12 protein-coding genes and 1 pseudogene are annotated in these 16443 nt (G+C 73.9%); 8 read left to right on the plus strand and 5 right to left on the minus strand.

The window, feature by feature from the left end:
* The 3 genes and pseudogenes from QRN56_RS25915 to QRN56_RS25925 all read left to right on the plus strand — a co-directional run.
* Positions 1-200, plus strand: a pseudogene (locus QRN56_RS25915) (ABC transporter ATP-binding protein); the annotation flags it as partial.
* A gap of 41 nt (positions 201-241) precedes the next feature.
* On the plus strand, positions 242-2815 hold the full coding sequence (locus QRN56_RS25920) for an ABC transporter permease (RefSeq protein WP_285108174.1): 2574 nt from the start codon (positions 242-244) through the stop codon (positions 2813-2815).
* 55 nt (positions 2816-2870) lie between these two features.
* A complete protein-coding gene (locus QRN56_RS25925; protein ID WP_285108176.1) occupies positions 2871-5540 on the plus strand; it encodes an ABC transporter permease in 2670 nt (889 codons plus the stop codon).
* Between the two features lie 4 nt (positions 5541-5544).
* Here the strand turns inward: QRN56_RS25925 and QRN56_RS25930 are convergent, their stop codons facing one another.
* Positions 5545-6240 carry a response regulator gene (locus QRN56_RS25930; RefSeq protein WP_285108178.1) on the minus strand — a complete coding sequence of 232 codons (696 nt, stop codon included), beginning with the start codon at positions 6238-6240 and terminating at the stop codon, positions 5545-5547.
* Positions 6233-7681, minus strand: coding sequence for a sensor histidine kinase (locus tag QRN56_RS25935; protein ID WP_285108179.1), 1449 nt, complete (start codon positions 7679-7681; stop codon positions 6233-6235). Before QRN56_RS25935 ends, QRN56_RS25930 begins: the two co-directional genes overlap by 8 nt.
* Positions 7682-7834: 153 nt before the next feature.
* On the opposite strand from QRN56_RS25935, the gene QRN56_RS25940 reads away from it, so the two are divergent.
* The 4 genes from QRN56_RS25940 to purE are packed head-to-tail and all read left to right on the plus strand — an operon-like array spanning position 7835 to position 11682.
* Complete coding sequence (locus QRN56_RS25940; RefSeq protein WP_026366105.1) at positions 7835-8518, plus strand: response regulator transcription factor; 684 nt, start codon at positions 7835-7837, stop codon at positions 8516-8518.
* 4 nt (positions 8519-8522) lie between these two features.
* On the plus strand, positions 8523-9878 hold the full coding sequence (locus QRN56_RS25945) for a sensor histidine kinase (protein WP_285108180.1): 1356 nt from the start codon (positions 8523-8525) through the stop codon (positions 9876-9878).
* Between the two features lie 11 nt (positions 9879-9889).
* Positions 9890-11176 carry a 5-(carboxyamino)imidazole ribonucleotide synthase gene (locus QRN56_RS25950; protein ID WP_285108182.1) on the plus strand — a complete coding sequence of 429 codons (1287 nt, stop codon included), beginning with the start codon at positions 9890-9892 and terminating at the stop codon, positions 11174-11176.
* Positions 11173-11682, plus strand: a complete 510-nt coding sequence (gene purE, locus QRN56_RS25955; protein ID WP_285108184.1) for a 5-(carboxyamino)imidazole ribonucleotide mutase — start codon at positions 11173-11175, stop codon at positions 11680-11682. Before QRN56_RS25950 ends, purE begins: the two co-directional genes overlap by 4 nt.
* Positions 11683-11764: 82 nt before the next feature.
* Here the strand turns inward: purE and QRN56_RS25960 are convergent, their stop codons facing one another.
* From QRN56_RS25960 to QRN56_RS25970, 3 genes are all read right to left on the minus strand, one after another.
* Positions 11765-12940 carry an LCP family protein gene (locus QRN56_RS25960; RefSeq protein WP_285108186.1) on the minus strand — a complete coding sequence of 392 codons (1176 nt, stop codon included), beginning with the start codon at positions 12938-12940 and terminating at the stop codon, positions 11765-11767.
* A gap of 421 nt (positions 12941-13361) precedes the next feature.
* Positions 13362-14690: an LCP family protein gene (locus QRN56_RS25965; protein WP_285108188.1), complete on the minus strand. Its 1329-nt coding sequence runs from the start codon at positions 14688-14690 to the stop codon at positions 13362-13364.
* Positions 14691-14854: 164 nt separating this feature from the next.
* The gene (locus tag QRN56_RS25970) at positions 14855-15589 is read right to left on the minus strand and encodes a TIGR03089 family protein (protein WP_285108190.1); all 735 of its coding nucleotides are present in this window, start codon (positions 15587-15589) and stop codon (positions 14855-14857) included.
* Positions 15590-16083: 494 nt separating this feature from the next.
* Between QRN56_RS25970 and QRN56_RS25975 the strand changes: the two genes are divergently transcribed.
* Positions 16084-16425, plus strand: a complete 342-nt coding sequence (locus tag QRN56_RS25975) for a WhiB family transcriptional regulator (RefSeq protein WP_285108429.1) — start codon at positions 16084-16086, stop codon at positions 16423-16425.
* The last annotated feature ends 18 nt before the right edge of the window (positions 16426-16443 follow it).

Consider the following 16443-nt stretch of genomic DNA (forward strand, 5'->3'; position numbering starts at 1 on the left):
GTTCCGTGCGCGAGCTGGGCCGGACCATCATCATGGTCACCCACGACCCGTCCGCTGCCGCGTACGCGGACCGGGTCGTGCTGATCGCCGACGGCCGCATCGCCGGCGACATCTCCGACCCGACACCGGAGTCCGCCATGGCCGGGCTGGACGCCCTGCGCACCCTCGAACCCGCCGTCACCACCGGGGCCGGCGCCTGATGGCCGGGACCGCACCCTCCGCACGCCTCACGCTCGCGCAGATGCGCCGCAGCCTCGGACGCCTCGCGTCCGCGGGCATCGCGATCACCATCGGCACCGCGTTCGTCGCGGCGACGCTGCTGGCCGGCAACGTCATCACGCGCACCACCTACGACCAGGTCGCGGCGGGCCTCGCCGACTCCGACCTCGTCGTCTTCGACGACAACGAGTCCCTGACCGACGCCGACGTCGAGGCCGTCCGGGGCGTCGAGGGCGTCGTCGCCGCCGACACCCAGGCCATGTCCTACACGGAGCTCAACCACGCCGGCACCTCGATCTTCCAGGGCATCGTCGGCACGGCGTCGGACGAGCGGCTCACCCCGCTCGAGGTCGCCGATGGCGCCTGGCCCGCCAAGGACTCCGAGATCGCGCTCCCCACCGACGTCGCCGAGCGCCTCGGCGTGAGCATCGGCGACGTCGTCGCGTCGTCCCGGTGGGTCGCGGGCGAGCCGGAGATCGCCGACGACGGCAGCGAGATGTACGGGGGCGAGGAGGTCGTCGACAAGCTGACGGTCACCGGTCTCGTCGACGACCCGTACGCCGCCTACGGCGCGATGGGCGGCGCCGCCGTGGTGGCGCAGCAGACGCTCGCGCAGTGGCGCGCCGACGAGGCGGGGCCCGGCACCGAGCCGACCGCCGGCTCCGTCGTCGTCGCGCTCGACCCGTCGGCCGACGCCGACGCCGTCGACGAGGTGCGTGCCGCCCTCGCTGCTGCCGTCCCCGCGGCCACCGACGTCACCACGACCGAGGAGTACGCCGAGAAGTCGGTCGCCTCCATGTCGGGCGGCCAGGACATCATCTTCCTCGTCTTCGTCATGACCTTCGCCGCCGTGGCCCTCGTCGTCGCCGGCCTCGTCATCGCCAACACGTTCCAGGTGCTCGTCGCCCAGCGCGCCCGCACCCTGGCGCTGCTGCGCTGCGTCGGCGCGACGACAGGGCAGCTCTACCGCAGCGTGCTGCTGGAGGCTGCGATCCTCGGCACCGTCGCGTCCGTCGTCGGGATCGTCCTCGGCTCGGCTCTGGTCCAGGCCGGGCTCATGATCGCGCCGGCCTTCGACCTCGGCGTGCCGCTGCCCCAGGCCATCACCCTGAGCTGGCCCGTGTTCGTCGCGCCGCTCGCCGTCGGCATCGTCGTGACCCTTGTCGCCGCCCTCACCCCCGCCCTCGCGGCGGCCCGGGTGGCGCCGCTCGCCGCGCTCCGGCCGAGCGACGCGCCCACCCTGCAGAAGGGTGCTGGGCGCGTGCGCGCCGTCTTCGCCGTCCTCGCCACGGTGGGCGGCCTCGCGGTGCTCGGCCTGGGCGTCGTGCTCGGGCTGCGGGGCACCATCGACCTCGGCCTGCTGGCCGCCGTCGGCGGCGGCACCGTGTCGCTGATCGGCGTGATCGTCGGTTCGGTCTTCTGGCTGCCCAAGGTCACCGCGGGCATCGGCCGGCTGGTCGGCTCGACGGGCCCGTCCGCCCGCCTCGCGGCGGCGAACACCCTGCGCAACCCGCGGCGGACGGCGGCGACGTCGACCGCGCTGCTCATCGGCGTCACCCTCGTCGGCATGATGACGACGGGCGCGGCCAGCGCCCGCGTCTCGATGGACAACGAGCTCGACGCGCGGTACCCGGTCGACCTGGAGGTCGCGTCCACCACCTACGACGACGACGGCCAGCAGGCCGCCGTGCCGTCGGTGGTCACGAACGCCGTCGACGGCGTCCCCGGGCTGCGCGGCGTCACCGAGGTCACCTCGGTCACCGCGACGACCGCCGACGAGGACGGGCCGGTGGTCCCTGCGATCGCGGTCGCGCCCGACGCGCTGCGCGCCGTCGTCAACACCCCCGACGAGCTCGGGGACCTGCGGCCGGGCACGCTCGTGGTCCCGGACCAGGTCGCCACCAGCTACGGGCTCGAGGGGCTCGACGAGATCGAGCTGAAGGGCCCCGGGGGCACGACGACGCTCGACGTCGTCGGCAGCGACGTGCAGTACGCGTGGGCGTTCATGGTGCCGGAGGACCTGGCGGCCATCTACCCCGACCTGAGGCCGAACCTGGTCTGGGCCGGCGTGGCGGACGGCGAGGACGTGGCCGGCACCGTCGCGGCGGTGCAGGACGCCGTGTCCACCACCGACGAGGTCGTGGAGGTGACCGGCGCGGTCGTCGAACGGAACTCGTTCCAGCAGGTGATCGACGTGATCCTCGGGATCGTCGTCGGACTGCTCGCCGTCGCGGTGCTCATCGCGCTGATCGGCGTGGCCAACACCCTGTCGCTGTCCGTCATCGAACGGACCCGCGAGAGCGCCATGCTGCGGGCCATCGGGCTCTCGAAGGGGCAGCTCCGGGCCACCCTCGCCATCGAGGGGATGCTCATCGCGGGGGTCGGCGCCGTGCTCGGCGTCCTGCTGGGCCTGCTGTACGGCTGGGCCGGCGCCGCGACCGCGCTGTCCGTGATGGGCGAGGTGCCGCTGGTGGTCCCGTGGACCGACATCGCGCTGGTGCTCGGCGTCGCGCTCGTCGCGGGGCTGGTCGCCTCGGTCGTGCCGGCGCGGGCCGCCGTGCGCACCCACCCCGTGGCGGCGCTCGCCGCGGAGTAGCGCCCGGCACGGACGGTCAGCACGCAGCAGCCTCGTCGACCCGAGGAGAGATCCCGTGGACACCCATCGTGTACCTCCCGTCGGACCGGCCAGGCCGCGCGTGCTGACCGTCGGCCCCACCATCCGGCTGACCCTCGCGCAGATGCGGCGCAGCCTCGGCCGGCTCGCCGCGGCGGGGCTCGCGGTGCTCATCAGCACCGCGTTCGTCGCCGCGACGCTGCAGGCCGGCACCGTCGTCACCCGCACCACGTACGACCAGGTGGCCGCGCAGTACGCGGACGCGGACCTCGTGGTCTTCGACCGGGCGGGCACGATGACGCCGGCCGACGTCGACGCGGTGCGCGCCGTCGACGGCGTCGCGGCGGCCGACGGGTTCCGCGGCACGTACGTGGAACTCGCCCGCGGCGGCCGGACGGTCCGCCAGTCGCTCGTCGCGGCGCCGTCCGACCCCCGGCTGACGCCCCTCGTCCTCGCGTACGGCGTCTGGCCGGACGGCCCCGACCGCATCGCCCTCCCTGTGGACGTCGCGGAATTGTTCGGCGTCGGCGTGGGCGACACCGTCTCGTCGACGCGCTGCCTGCGGGCCGGCAAGCCCGGCCCCGGCAAGCCCGGCCTCGGCGAGCGCGGTGCCGAGTGCTACGGCGGCCAGGAGGCCGTCGAGAAGCTCACGGTGTCGGGCCTGGTCGACGACCCCGTCTCGGCGTACGCCGCGGGTGGTGGCGTCGCCGTCGTCACCCCGGCGGCGCTGGAGCGACAGCTCGCCGGGGCCGGGGCCGCCGCGGCGCCCGGCATGCGGACCGTCGTCGTCGCTCTCGACCGGCCCGGAGACGAGGCCGCCGTCGCGGCGGTCCGGAGCGCCCTCGCGGCGGCCGTCCCGTCCGCCACCGGCGTCACCACCCCCGAGGAGTACGCCGAGGACGTGGTGGCGGGGATCTCGGGCGGCCAGAACATCGTCTACCTCGTGTTCGTCCTGGCGCTCGCCGCCGTGTCCCTGGTGGTCGCGGGCCTGGTCATCGCCAACACGTTCCAGGTGCTGGTGGCGCAGCGCTCGCACACCCTCGCGCTGCTGCGCTGCGTGGGCGCCGGCACCGGGCAGATCCACCGGAGCGTCCTGCTCGAGGCGGCGCTCCTCGGCACGGTCGCCTCGGTGGCGGGCATCGCCGTCGGCTCGCTGTTCGTGCAGGCCGGGCTCCTGGTCGCGCCCGCCTTCGATCTCGGGGTCGCGTTGCCGCGGACGATCCCCCTGACCCCGACCGCGTTCCTCGTGCCGCTCGCGGCCGGGCTGCTGGTCACCCTCGCCGCCGCGGTCGCCCCGGCGCGGGCCGCGTCGCGCGTCGCCCCGCTCGCCGCGCTGCGCCCCGCCGCGGGCCTCGACCCGTCCGGGACCGGCCGGGCCCGTGCGGTGTTCGCGGGGTTCGCCACCCTGGGCGGGCTCGCCGTGATGGCCGCCGGCGTGGCCCTGGGCAGGTCCGGCAGCATCGACACCGGGCTGTTCGCCGCGGTCCTGGGCGGCTCCGTGTCGCTCGTCGGCATCATCGTGGGGTCCGTCTTCTGGCTGCCCCGGGTCGCCGCGGTCTTCGGGCGCCTGGCCGGCGCCGGGGGCGCCACGGCCCGCCTCGCGTCCGCCAACGCGCTGCGCAACCCCCGGCGGACGGCGGCGACCTCCACCGCCCTGCTCATCGGCGTCACCCTGGTCTCGATGATGACCACGGGCGCCGCCAGCGCCCGCCTCACCATGAACGACCAGCTCGACGCCCGGTTCCCGGTCGACCTGCGCGTCACCAGCACCGCGCACGACGCCGACGGCGCGGCGGCTGCCGTGCCCGCCGTCGTCACCGACGCCCTGGCCGGCGTGGACGGCCTGGGCGCCGTGGTCCCGGTGACGAACGCGTCGGCCCGGCGGGCGGACGGGGGCACACCCGTGCAGGTCGCCGCCGTCGACCCCGACGACCTGCGGTCCGTCGCGAACACCCCCGCCGACGCCGGCCGGCTGCGGCCCGGCACGATCGTCGTTCCGCAGCGGGCGGCCGAGCTGTACGACCTCGAGGGCGCCGGCACGCTCGTGCTCACCGGCCCGGGCGGCCGGGTGACGCTCGACGTCGTGCACAGCGGCTCCCGCTCCGACCGCGCCTACCTGACTCCCCAGGACCTCGCCGCCCTCGCCCCGGGCCTGGCCCCCGGCGAGGTCTGGGCGCAGGTCGACGACGACCGCGACGCCGCCGACGTCGTCTCCGCCGTGCAGGCGGCGGTCTCGACCACGGGGGAGACCGTCGGCGTCACCGGGACCGTCGTCGAACGGTCCGCCTACCAGCAGATGGTCGACGTGATCCTCGGCATCGTGGTCGGGCTGCTCACGGTCGCCGTACTCATCGCGCTGGTCGGCGTGGCCAACACCCTGTCGCTGTCGGTCATCGAGCGCACACGGGAGAACGCGATGCTGCGGGCCATCGGGCTCTCGCGCGGCCAGCTCCGGGCCACGCTCGCCGTCGAGGGCATGGTCATCGCCGGCGTCGGCGCGGTGCTGGGCATCGTGCTGGGCCTCGTGTACGGCTGGGTGGGCGCCACGACCGCCCTGTCCGTGCTCGGCCAGGTGCCCCTCGTCGTCCCGTGGACCGAGGTGGGGGTCGTCCTCGCCGTCGCGCTCGTCGCCGGGCTGCTCGCCTCGGTGGTGCCCGCCCGCGCCGCCGTCCGCACCCACCCGGTCGCGGCGCTCGCCGCCGAGTGACCCGTCAGGCGCCCGGGCGGACCAGGCCCGTCTCGTAGGCCGTCACCACGGCCTGGACGCGGTCCCGCGCGTCGAGCTTCGCGAGGATGCGGCCCACGTGCGTCTTGACCGTCGCCTCCGCGACGAACAGGTCGGACGCGATCTCCGTGTTGGACCGCCCGCGCGCCATGAGCACCAGGACCTCGCGCTCGCGGCTCGTGAGGCCCGCCAGCGCCTCCTGCGGCCCCGCCGCCTCCTCGGGCGGCAGCGCCGTGACCAGGCGCTCCATGAGCCGCCGCGTGGACGACGGCGCGATCACCGCGTCGCCCTGGTGCACGGTGCGGATCGCCGTGAGCAGCTCCTCCGGCTGGGCGTCCTTGAGCAGGAACCCGCTGGCCCCGGCCCGGATCGCGTCGAGCACGTACTCGTCCAGGTCGAACGTGGTGAGCACGACGACGCGGGGGTCGCCCGCCGCGACACCGCCCTCGCCCAGGAGCGCCCGGGTCGCGGACAGCCCGTCCATCCCCGGCATGCGCACGTCCATCAGCACCACGTCGGACGCCGTGGCGGCGAGCAGGCGCAGTGCGTCGCGGCCGTCGTCGGCCTCGACCACCACCCGCAGGTCGGGCTGGGAGTCGATCACCATCCGCAGCCCGGCGCGGACCAGCGGCTGGTCGTCGACCAGGGCGACCCGTACGGGCGCGTCGAGGGTGTCAGTCATCGTTCTCCTTCGGCGTGGTGCTCGGTTCGGTGGTGCGCGCGACGGGCTGGGCGGGCTCCGCGGGCGCGGTCGGTTCGGGGGCCTCGGCCCGCGGGATGGGCACGACGAACCGGACCGAGAACCCGCCGCCGCCGCGCGGCCCGGCGGTGAGCGTCCCGCCGAACATCTCGGCGCGCTCCCGCATCCCCAGCAGGCCGAACCCGGCCGCGGGCTGCGGTTCCGCCGCGTCGGCGGACCCGGCCGCAGCGAGGCCACGGCCGTCGTCGTCCACGCGGAGCTCCACCTCGTCCTCGCCCCAGCGCAGCAGCAGGGTGACGGCGGGCCGGGGGCCGGCGTGCTTGCGCACGTTGGTGAGCGCCTCCTGGCACACCCGGAACAGCGTGAGCCCGACGCCGGGCGGCAGCCGCCGCTCGACGCCCACCCGGGCCCAGGAGACGCGCAGGCCGTCGTCCCGGGCCTGGTCCACGAGGTCGCGCAGGTCCGTGACGTCGGGCTGGGGGCGCAGCGGCGCCCCGCCGTCGGGCGCCCCGGCCCCCGCCGAGGGCGCGGCTTCCGCCCGGTCGTCACCGGGACCGGCCGCGGTGCCGCCCGCGCCGGACGCCGGCCGGGGGTGGCCCGACGATGCGCGGTCCGGCGCGACCAGGCCGAGCGGGATGCCGCCGTCGTCCGGGCCCTCGCGCAGCACGCCGAGCAGCCGGCGCATGTCGGCCAGCGCCGCACGGCCGGTCTCGGCGATGGTGCCCAGCGAGCGCTGGGCGGCCGCGGGGTCGGCGGCCGCGGCGTACCGTCCGCCGTCGGCCTGCGCGATGACCACGGACAGGGAGTGGGCCACGATGTCGTGCATCTCGCGGGCGATGCGGGCCCGCTCGGCGGCCGTGGCGATCTGCGCCTGCTGGTCGCGCTCGATCTCGAGGCGCTCGGCGCGGTCGCGCAGCGCCTCCATCATGAGGCGGCGGGACCGGCGCACCAGGCCCAGGGCGAAGGCGGTGGCCAGCAGGGAGCCGGCCCCGATCATCGTGGGGATCCCGTGCGCGAGGCTGCTGCCGAAGTGGAGCCAGCCGGAGATGCCGAGGGTCAGCACCCCGACGACCGCGGCGCCGCCGGCCGCCAGGTAGGACCACCGGGGCCCGTACACGGTGACGCAGTACAGCGACACGAGCACGACGAGGTCCGCGGGCAGGACGATCGGCACACCGAGGAACGTCATGTGCACCATGCAGGCGACGAAGACCAGGGCGCAGGAGACCACGGGGCGGGTGCGGCACCACGGCATCGGGGCGAGCACGGAGGCGGAGATGATGACGGCTTGTGTCGTCGGTCCGGACGAGTAGAGGTCGGTCGAGGTGACCAGCGCGAGGAGCCCGAGCAGGACGGTCCACGTGAGGTCCACGAGGAACCTGTGCCGCTCCGTCCACCCCTGCCACTGTTCGTACCAACCCATGCAGGTCAGAGTAGGTGGAACCGTTGCGCCGGCGCGTCATACCGTGGTAGCACTTGCGCCATGGCGGTGTCAGCCGAAAGGATTCGGTATGACGGCTGTCAAGAGCCGTGACCGGGTAGCGCCAGAGCGTCGGTTATGCCCTACGATGGCGAAATGACTCACGTACTCCTAGCCGAGGACGACCCGGCCATTGCCGAGCCGTTGGCACGAGCGCTCTCCCGTGAGGGATACGACGTCGTCGTGCAAGGAACCGGCAAAGGTGCGATCGAGAGCTCGACCGGTGCGGACATCGTAGTTCTGGACCTGGGCCTTCCCGACATGGACGGGCTCGATGTCGCGCGCGAGATCAGGGCCAACGGCCTCACCGTGCCCGTGCTGGTGCTGACCGCCCGTGCCGACGAGGTCGACCTCGTCGTGGGCCTCGACGCCGGTGCCGACGACTACGTCACCAAGCCCTTCCGCCTGGCCGAGCTGCTCGCCCGCGTGCGGGCGCTCCTGCGCCGCTCGCACGGCGAGACCGGCGAGGAGGAGGAGCTGCACGCGCAGGACGTCCGTGTCGACGTCTCCGCGCACCGCGCCTTCCAGGGCGACCGCGAGCTGCACCTGACCACCAAGGAGTTCGACCTGCTGCGCGTCCTCGTGCAGAACGCCGGCTCCGTGGTCGTCCGCGACACGCTGATGCGCGACGTGTGGGGCTCCGACCCGGTCGGTTCCACCAAGACGCTGGACATGCACGTCTCGTGGCTGCGCCGCAAGCTCGGTGACGACGCGAACGCCCCGCGCTACGTCTCCACCGTGCGCGGTCTCGGCTTCCGTTTCGAGATCGGGGCGAGCTAGCCAGATGCGCGCCCGCGTACTGCAGGCGACGATCGCCGCGGTTGCGGTCGCGGTCCTGCTCCTGGGCATCCCGCTCGCGATCTTCGGTGCCCGCTACATCTACGGCCAGGAAGAACAGCGGGTCGAGACCCGGGTGCAGGACCTCCTGGCTTCCTCCGTCAACTCCTACGAGCGCAACCGCTCCGCCGCCGAGGCCGGGTTCGTCGACCAGTCGGTCCTGGACCGGGCGGTGCAGCCGCAGGGCAACGACATCGTCGCCTACGTGACCGTGAACCAGCCGAACGGCATGCAGCTCACCTCGGGCGAGCCCATCGCCGGCGCCACGATCGAGCGCGGGCTCATCTCCGAGGAGCAGCCCGTCATGGGCGTGCTGGTCTCGGTCTCGGCCTGGCCCGCGTACATCAAGGCGATCAACGTCGTGGTGCTCGTCGTGTTCGGCAGCGTGGGGGCCTTCGCCGCCGGCGCGGTCACGGCGGCCTGGCAGGCCAACCGGCTGGCGCAACCGTTCGTGTACCTCGCGGCGTCGGCGGAACAGCTCGGCGCGGGACAGGTGCGTCCACGGCTGGATCCCTCCGGGGTGGAGGAGATCGACCTGGTGGCGGCGGAGCTGGCCCGCAGCTCGGACCGGCTCGCGGCGCGGCTCGCCGTGGAGCGGCAGTTCACGTCCGACGCCTCGCACCAGCTCCGCACGCCGCTGACGGCGCTGACGATGCGCCTGGAGGAGATCACGCTCACCTCCAGCGAGCCCGAGGTGCAGGAGGAGGCCCGGATCTCGCTCGAACAGGTGGAACGTCTGGTCGGCGTGGTCGACGACCTGCTCGCCCGCTCCCGGCGCGCGCAGGGCGGCACCACCGAGTCGGTGGACGTCGCCGTCGTCTTCCTCCAGCAGGAGGAGGAGTGGCGCGAGTCCTTCGAGCGGGCCGGCCGCCACCTGAACGTCGAGGACTCGGGCGGCGCCCGCGTGCTGGCGACCCCGGGTGCGCTCGCCCAGGTGCTGTCCACCCTGCTGGAGAACTCGCTCAAGCACGGCGGCGGCACCACCACGCTCCGGATCCGCGAGGGACAGCGCGGCGCCATGGCCGTCGAGGTCACGGACGAGGGCGACGGCGTGCCCGAGGACATGCAGGGCAAGATCTTCGAGCGCGGCGTCACGTCGGGCGCGGGGACGGGCCTGGGCCTCGCCCTCGCGCGCGACCTCGTCGCGGCCGACGGCGGCAACCTGCAGCTCACGCAGCGCACCCCGCCGGTGTTCTCCGTGTTCCTCTCGGGCGTGCCGAAGACCCTCGACCCGCACCAGGTGCTGCCTGTCGGGTCGAAGATCTCCACCCTCGGGCAGAAGAAGGTGCGCGGCCGCCGGTAGGCTTCACCGACGTGAGTGCAACAGATTCCCGTCAGTCCGGCCCACCCGTCGTAGCCGTCGTCGGCGGCGGGCAGCTCGCCCGCATGATGGCCCCCGCCGCCGGCGAGCTGGGCATCCGGCTGCGCGTCCTGGTCGAGGACCCGGCGTCGTCCGCGGCGCAGGTCGTCACCGACGCCCCGGTGGGCGTCGCGTCCGACGAGGCGGCGATCCGCTCGCTGATCGCGCCCGACGGCGACCGCGCCGCCGCCGTGCTCACGTTCGAGCACGAGCACGTGCCGAACGCGCTGCTCACGGACCTGATCGAGCACGGGACGCCCGTGCGGCCCGGACCGCACGCGCTGGTGCAGGCGCAGGACAAGATCGTGATGCGGCAGCGCCTGACCGAGCTCGGCGTGCCGTGCCCGCGGTGGGCGCCGCTCCCGGCGTCGTCCCCCGAGGACGGGCGGGCCGCCCTGGCGGCCTTCCTGACGGAGGTGGGTGGCAGCGCGGTGGTGAAGACCTCCCGCGGTGGTTACGACGGCAAGGGCGTGCGGGTGGTCACCTCCCCGGACGACGTCGCCGACTGGTTCGCGGCGGTGGCCGACGGCGGCCCGCAGCTGCTCGTCGAGGAGAAGGTGCCGTTCACGCGGGAGCTCGCGGCGCTGGTCGCCCGGCGCCCGTCCGGCGAGGTGCGGCCCTGGCCCGTCGTGGAGTCGATCCAGCGGGACGGCGTCTGCTCCGAGGTGATCGCCCCCGCGCCGGGCCTGTCCGCCGGCCTCGACGCGCGGGCCCGCGAGATCGCGGCGACCGTGGCCGAGGGCCTGGACGTGACCGGCGTGCTGGCCGTCGAGCTGTTCGAGGTGCCCGGGCCGGACGGGGCGCCGACGGTGCTGGTCAACGAGCTCGCGATGCGCCCGCACAACAGCGGCCACTGGACCATCGACGGCGCCGTGACCAGCCAGTTCGAGCAGCACCTGCGCGCCGTCCTGGACCTGCCGCTGGGCTCGGCGGAGCCGACGGCCACCTGGACCGTCATGGCGAACGTGCTGGGCTCGACGCTGGACGAGCTCACCGACGCGCTGCCGGACGTGCTCGCCGCGTTCCCGGAGGCGCGCGTCAACCTGTACGGCAAGGGCATCCGGCCCGGCCGCAAGCTGGGCCACGTGAACGTGAGCGGCGACGACCTGGACGAGGTGCGGCGACGGGCGATCGCGGCCGCGGCGCTGCTGCGCGGCGAGACGCCGGACGCCGTCGCGCCGGCACCCGCCGCCGCGTCCGCCGTCGCGGCCGCGACCACCGAGGAAGAGGCGAACGCATGAGCACCAACCCGCAGGTCGGCATCGTGATGGGGTCCGACTCCGACTGGCCCGTCATGCAGGCGGCGGCCGAGGCGCTGGGCGAGTTCGGCGTGCCGGTCGAGGTCGACGTCGTCTCCGCGCACCGCATGCCCACCGAGATGATCGACTACGGTCGGCAGGCCGCCGGCCGCGGGCTGCGCGTGATCATCGCGGGCGCGGGCGGGGCCGCGCACCTGCCCGGCATGCTGGCGTCGGTGACGCCGCTGCCCGTGATCGGGGTACCGGTGCCGCTGAAGTACCTCGACGGCATGGACTCCCTGCTCTCCATCGTGCAGATGCCGGCGGGCGTCCCGGTCGCGACGGTGTCGATCGGCGGGGCGCGGAACGCGGGGCTGCTCGCGGCGCGGATCCTCGCGTCCGGCGCGGGCGACGAGGCCGCGGCGCTGCGCGAGCGCATGGAGGCGTTCCAGGAGGAGCTGAGCGCGGTGGCGCACGCCAAGGGCGAGAAGCTGCGCGCCCAGCTCTGATCCGGCCCGCTCCCGGACATGTCAGACGCCCGGGTCCCTCGAGGGACCCGGGCGTCTGACATGTAGCGGGGAGGCGCGCGGGTCAGGAGCCCGGCATGCCGCCGATCTTCTCGCCCGCCGGGTACTCGCCGTCGCGGATCTTGGCCCAGAACTCGCCGGTCTGGTTCTCGTCCAGCAGCACGGCGGAGGCGCCCGCAGGCGTCCGGTAGTTGATCGTCGCGATCGGCGGGGTGCCGGTCACGCCGTCGTCGCCGTTCGCGGACCGGAAGGCCAGCCCCAGCATCGCGACGTCGATGATCCCCGTGTCGGTGTCGGTCACGACGGCGGCCAGGCCGGCGTCGGCGAGCCCCACCTGCGAGGCCGGGTTGAGCAGCACGCCCGGGTCGGCGACCTTCTTGCCGATCTGGGCGATGACCTGCTGCTGACGCTGCGCGCGGCCGATGTCGCCCGTCGGGTCGGAGTAGCGCATGCGGGAGAACGCGAGGGCGGTCTTGCCGTCCGCCATGTGGCACCCCTTCTCCCACTTGAGCTTCGACTTCACGTCGTGCACGTCGTAGTCGAGGCACAGCCGCACGCCGCCGACGGCGTCCACGACGCCCGAGACGCCGCCGAAGCCCACCTCGACGTAGTGGTCCACGGTCAGCCCGCTGAGCTGCTCCACGGTCTTGACCAGGAGCGGTGCGCCGCCGTACGAGTAGGCCGCGTTGATCTTGTCGCCGCCGACGTCGGGGATCTCGGCGTAGACGTCACGGGGGATCGAGATGAGCGCGACCGGACCCGACCGCGGCTTGTGCAGCAGCATGATCGTGTCGGTACGGGCGCCGCTCGTGGAGTCGTCGATGCCGCCGCTGCCGCGGGCGTCCGAGCCGGCGAGCAGGTAGGTGGTGCCCGGGGTGTTGTCCGCGCCGGACAGCGCCTCGACGTGCTGGATCTTGCCGTTGGCCCAGATCAGCAGGCCGATCGGCCACGCGAGGACCGCCAGGAGCACGAGCACCGCGATGACGCCGGCCACGCGGCCCTTGCGGATGCGGATGGTGCTGCCGCCCCGGCCGCCGCGCCCGCCCGAGGCGAGGGCGCCCTGCTGCGGGTAGCCCCCACCCCGGCCGTTGCCGCCGGCCGCGGGACGGGGAGCGCTGCGCACCGGCGTCGGGCGCACGGGCCCGGCGCTCGCCCGGACCGGGCGGCCCGGCGGGATGGCCTGCGGCGGCTGGCCGCCGTTGCTCGGCGGGGCCGACCGCGGCGGGATGGATCTCGGCACCTGCCCGGCGGACTCGCTGCGCGCGGGCAGCCCCGACCTTCGTGGTGGAACGGGCGGGGGATTCGTCCCCCTGCGCTCGCCGGACACCGGTACCTCCCGTGAAGACTGTCGACGGATACGTGGTTCGTAGCGCGCCTCGTCGGAGCCTTCCGGCCGTCCGATGCGGTGGGCGCCACCGACGCCGGGAACCCCGACGCCGGGCGTCTCCGCATTAGCGGGTCCGCCCTGCTGCTGCCTGCTCGACGCACCACCGGGGACGGTTCGCGGGCGCTCGCCCGTGTCACCGACCGGGATGGCGTCGTCGGCGCCCGGACGCCCGCTCGCGCCCTGGGGCGTGAAGCTGGGCGGGATCCGGACACGCGTGACGTCGTCGTCGGCCTGCGGGGCCGAACGGTTCGACGTTCTGGGATCTGACATGGGCTCAGCCGCAGACCTTGGTGGTGTCGGCGCCGGTGAAGGCCTCTTCACCGGCCTGCTTGATCTCGGTCGACTCCGGCGTGGGCTCCGTCTCGGAACCGTCGCCGGCCTCTGTTCCGGCGTCGGTCCCGGTATCGGTCCCCGCGTCGGTCTCCGTGCTCTCCTCGCCCGTCGCCGTACCGTCGTCCGTCGCGGAACCCGAGGGGTCCGCGGACGGGTCGTCCGGGTCGCTGTCGAGCGGCCTGTCGTGCTTGACGTTGTCCCACAGCTGTACGGCATCGTCCGTCCACACGACGTTAGCCGTGTTGTTCGGGTCGTACTCGTTGGGGACGGTCATGAACGTGATCGTGTCAGGCCGCACGTTCCGCATGGAGTAGGCCAACCCGGCGAGTCCGTCGATGCTGGCCAGCTCCTCGTTCATGGTGAGCGAGCCGGTGACCGCGTTGAGCAGCTTGAGCGTCTTCGACGGGTTGGTCAGCACCTCCTGGCTCAGCACCTTGCGGGCGAGCGAGGCCATGACCTCCTGCTGCCGGCCGATGCGGCCCAGGTCGGAGCCGTCGCCCAGGCCCTGGCCCGTCCGGGCGCGGGCGTAGTCGAGGGCCTTGACGCCCTTGAGCGTGTGCAGCCCCGTGTCCAGCGACAGGTGGTTGGCCTTCTCGGAGTAGATGGGCTCCTCGACGCAGACGTCGATGCCGCCCACGGCGTCGACCATCGACGAGAAGCCGGCGAAGTCGACCACGATGAAGCCGTCCATGTAGACGCCGGTCAGCTCCTCGATGGTCTTGACGGTGCACAGGGCGCCGTCGGCGACGGTCTGGCCCACCTGGACGCCCTGCGAGAACGCGGCGTTGAACTTGGTGCCGTACAGCTCGGCCGTGGTCGCGCCGTCGGCCGTGGTGCAGCTCGGGACGTCCACCGTGGAGTCGCGGGGGATCGAGATCATCTCGACCCGCGACCGGTCGCCCGAGATGTGCATGACGACGGTCGTGTCCGAGCGGGCGCCGATCTCGCCGCCGCCCGCCAGCGCGTCGTTGTCCCCGCTGCGCGAGTCGCTGCCCATCACCACGATGTTCAGCGGGGTGCCCGCGTTCGGGTCCTTCGGGAGCACCTGCTTGGGCCGGTTCGTGCCGAGCGCCGCCATGTCGGCGGTCTCGATGTTCCCGGTCAGCTGGGTCACCGCGGCAGCGCCGCCGGCAACGGCCAGCGAGAGGACCGCGACGACCACCATGGCGATCGCGCGGGACACGCTGCTCAGCTGTCCCAGCGCCCGGGCGTGGGACGGTCCCCGGGAGGGGTTCGTCGCACCAGAGGCGCTGAAGTCGGGAAATGTCACGGCCACCGATCCTAGAGGCTGCATGTTGCACGGCGGCGCACCGCCCGGGGGCGGACCGTAGAGGGTTCGTGGAGAAGCCCTGGCCCGATTGTCCTGGGCCCTTTTCGACCGGTCCGTGCCGGGTGATGGCCCGGGGCAATTCTGTGGTCCGGGCTTTGCCCGGTTCAGTCGATACGTTCGCTGCCGCGCAGGCGCGCGAGACGGTCGTCGTCCGCCTCCAGCGCGGCGGCCGTGGCGGACGACGTGAGGACCACCGACCCGCCGCCGGCCCAGATGCCGAGCAGGTCGCGGAGCACGTCCGCGACGGGCGCGCGCCCGTCGACGAGCACGCGTGCCCCGTCGCCGGGCTCCGGGACCAGCACCTTGTGCCCGACGGTGCCCGCGGCGGTCACCAGCGCGTCCTGGTCGGGGTCCACCTCGGGCACCCAGGCGATCGCGTCGCCATAGGTCATCACGGCCGAGGCCGCGTCGACGGCGCCGGGCGGCAGGTCGCCGTCGTACTTCCGGGCGAGCGCGGGCAGGGAGATGACGACGAGGTCCGCCCCGCCGTCCGCCCACTGCTCCGGCGTGTCGGTGACCACCACGTCCGGGGCGGCCACGCCGGCGTCGGCCAGGGCGACCGTCGCGCCGGTCCGCCAGGCGGCCAGCGCCCAGACGGCGGTGCGCCAGTGCACGGGCAGGTCGACCACGACGGTGGTGCCGGGCGCGGCGTCGAACTCCTCGACGAGCAGGTTGACCGTCTTGCTGGCCCAGTTGGCGAGGACGGCGCCGGAGAGCTCGACCCGCTCGCCGTCGTCGCCGTACCAGGTCAGGCGCGGCCGGCCGCCGTCGGCGGCGAGGCGGGCGAGGAGCGAGGCGACGTCGGGCACGGAGCCGCCGGTGCGAGGCGCGATCTGCATGCGGCCAGCCTAGGTGTGAACCCAGGGGGAGGTCGTGGCGCGGCGTCGTGCGCGGGGTGACGGGTGTGTGCGCGTGCTGCGTGCGTGGCGCACCTCGAGCGGCATGTCGGACACGCGCCCCACATCCCGACCTGATCGTTATCGCGGTCGCCGGTCCGCTGGTTCACCGGCCATTGTCCGCAGGGGGCTGGAAGGACACTCCGGCGTGTCGGCGCGCCGGAGGTTTCGCAGGCCGGAAAAGCGGCCGGCGAGTGAGACGTGCGCCACGACCTGCGGAAGGACTCGTGAATTACCCGTGGAACCCGTGGGCGATAGCACATTTCCGCTTGACGACTCCAGGCGACACGCGTGTAATTCCATGTATGCAGTTTTCGTAGCGAATACGCAACGGGGCCTGAAACTGCAGGTCTGGCCAGTCAGGCTTGATGGGTCGGTCGATCACACGATCTACCGGCCAGGCCTCGGGGCACGGACACGGCATGGAGGGGCACGTCATGTGGAACATGCTGGAATCGGACGTGGAGTTCCCGACTGACGCTGAGAGCGAGGTGGCACCGGTGGCACCGGTCCTGCCCCTCTTCGGCGAGCTGTATGTGCTGACGGAGCCGGACGAGTCCTTGCTCGGCTGGCAGGAGCGCGCCCTGTGCGCGCAGACCGACCCGGAGGCCTTCTTCCCGGAGAAGGGCGGGTCCACACGCGAGGCCAAGAAGGTCTGCTCGGGCTGCGAGGTCCGCGCGGAGTGCCTGGACTACGCGCTGGAGAACGACGAGCGGTTCGGCATCTGGGGCGGTCTCTCGGAGCGCGAGCGCCGCAAGCTCAAGCGCCGCGCCGTGTGACACGTCCGCCTCCAGGCG

This window comes from Promicromonospora sp. MEB111 (genome assembly GCF_030209445.1).
In the GTDB taxonomy this organism is placed as follows: domain Bacteria; phylum Actinomycetota; class Actinomycetes; order Actinomycetales; family Cellulomonadaceae; genus Promicromonospora.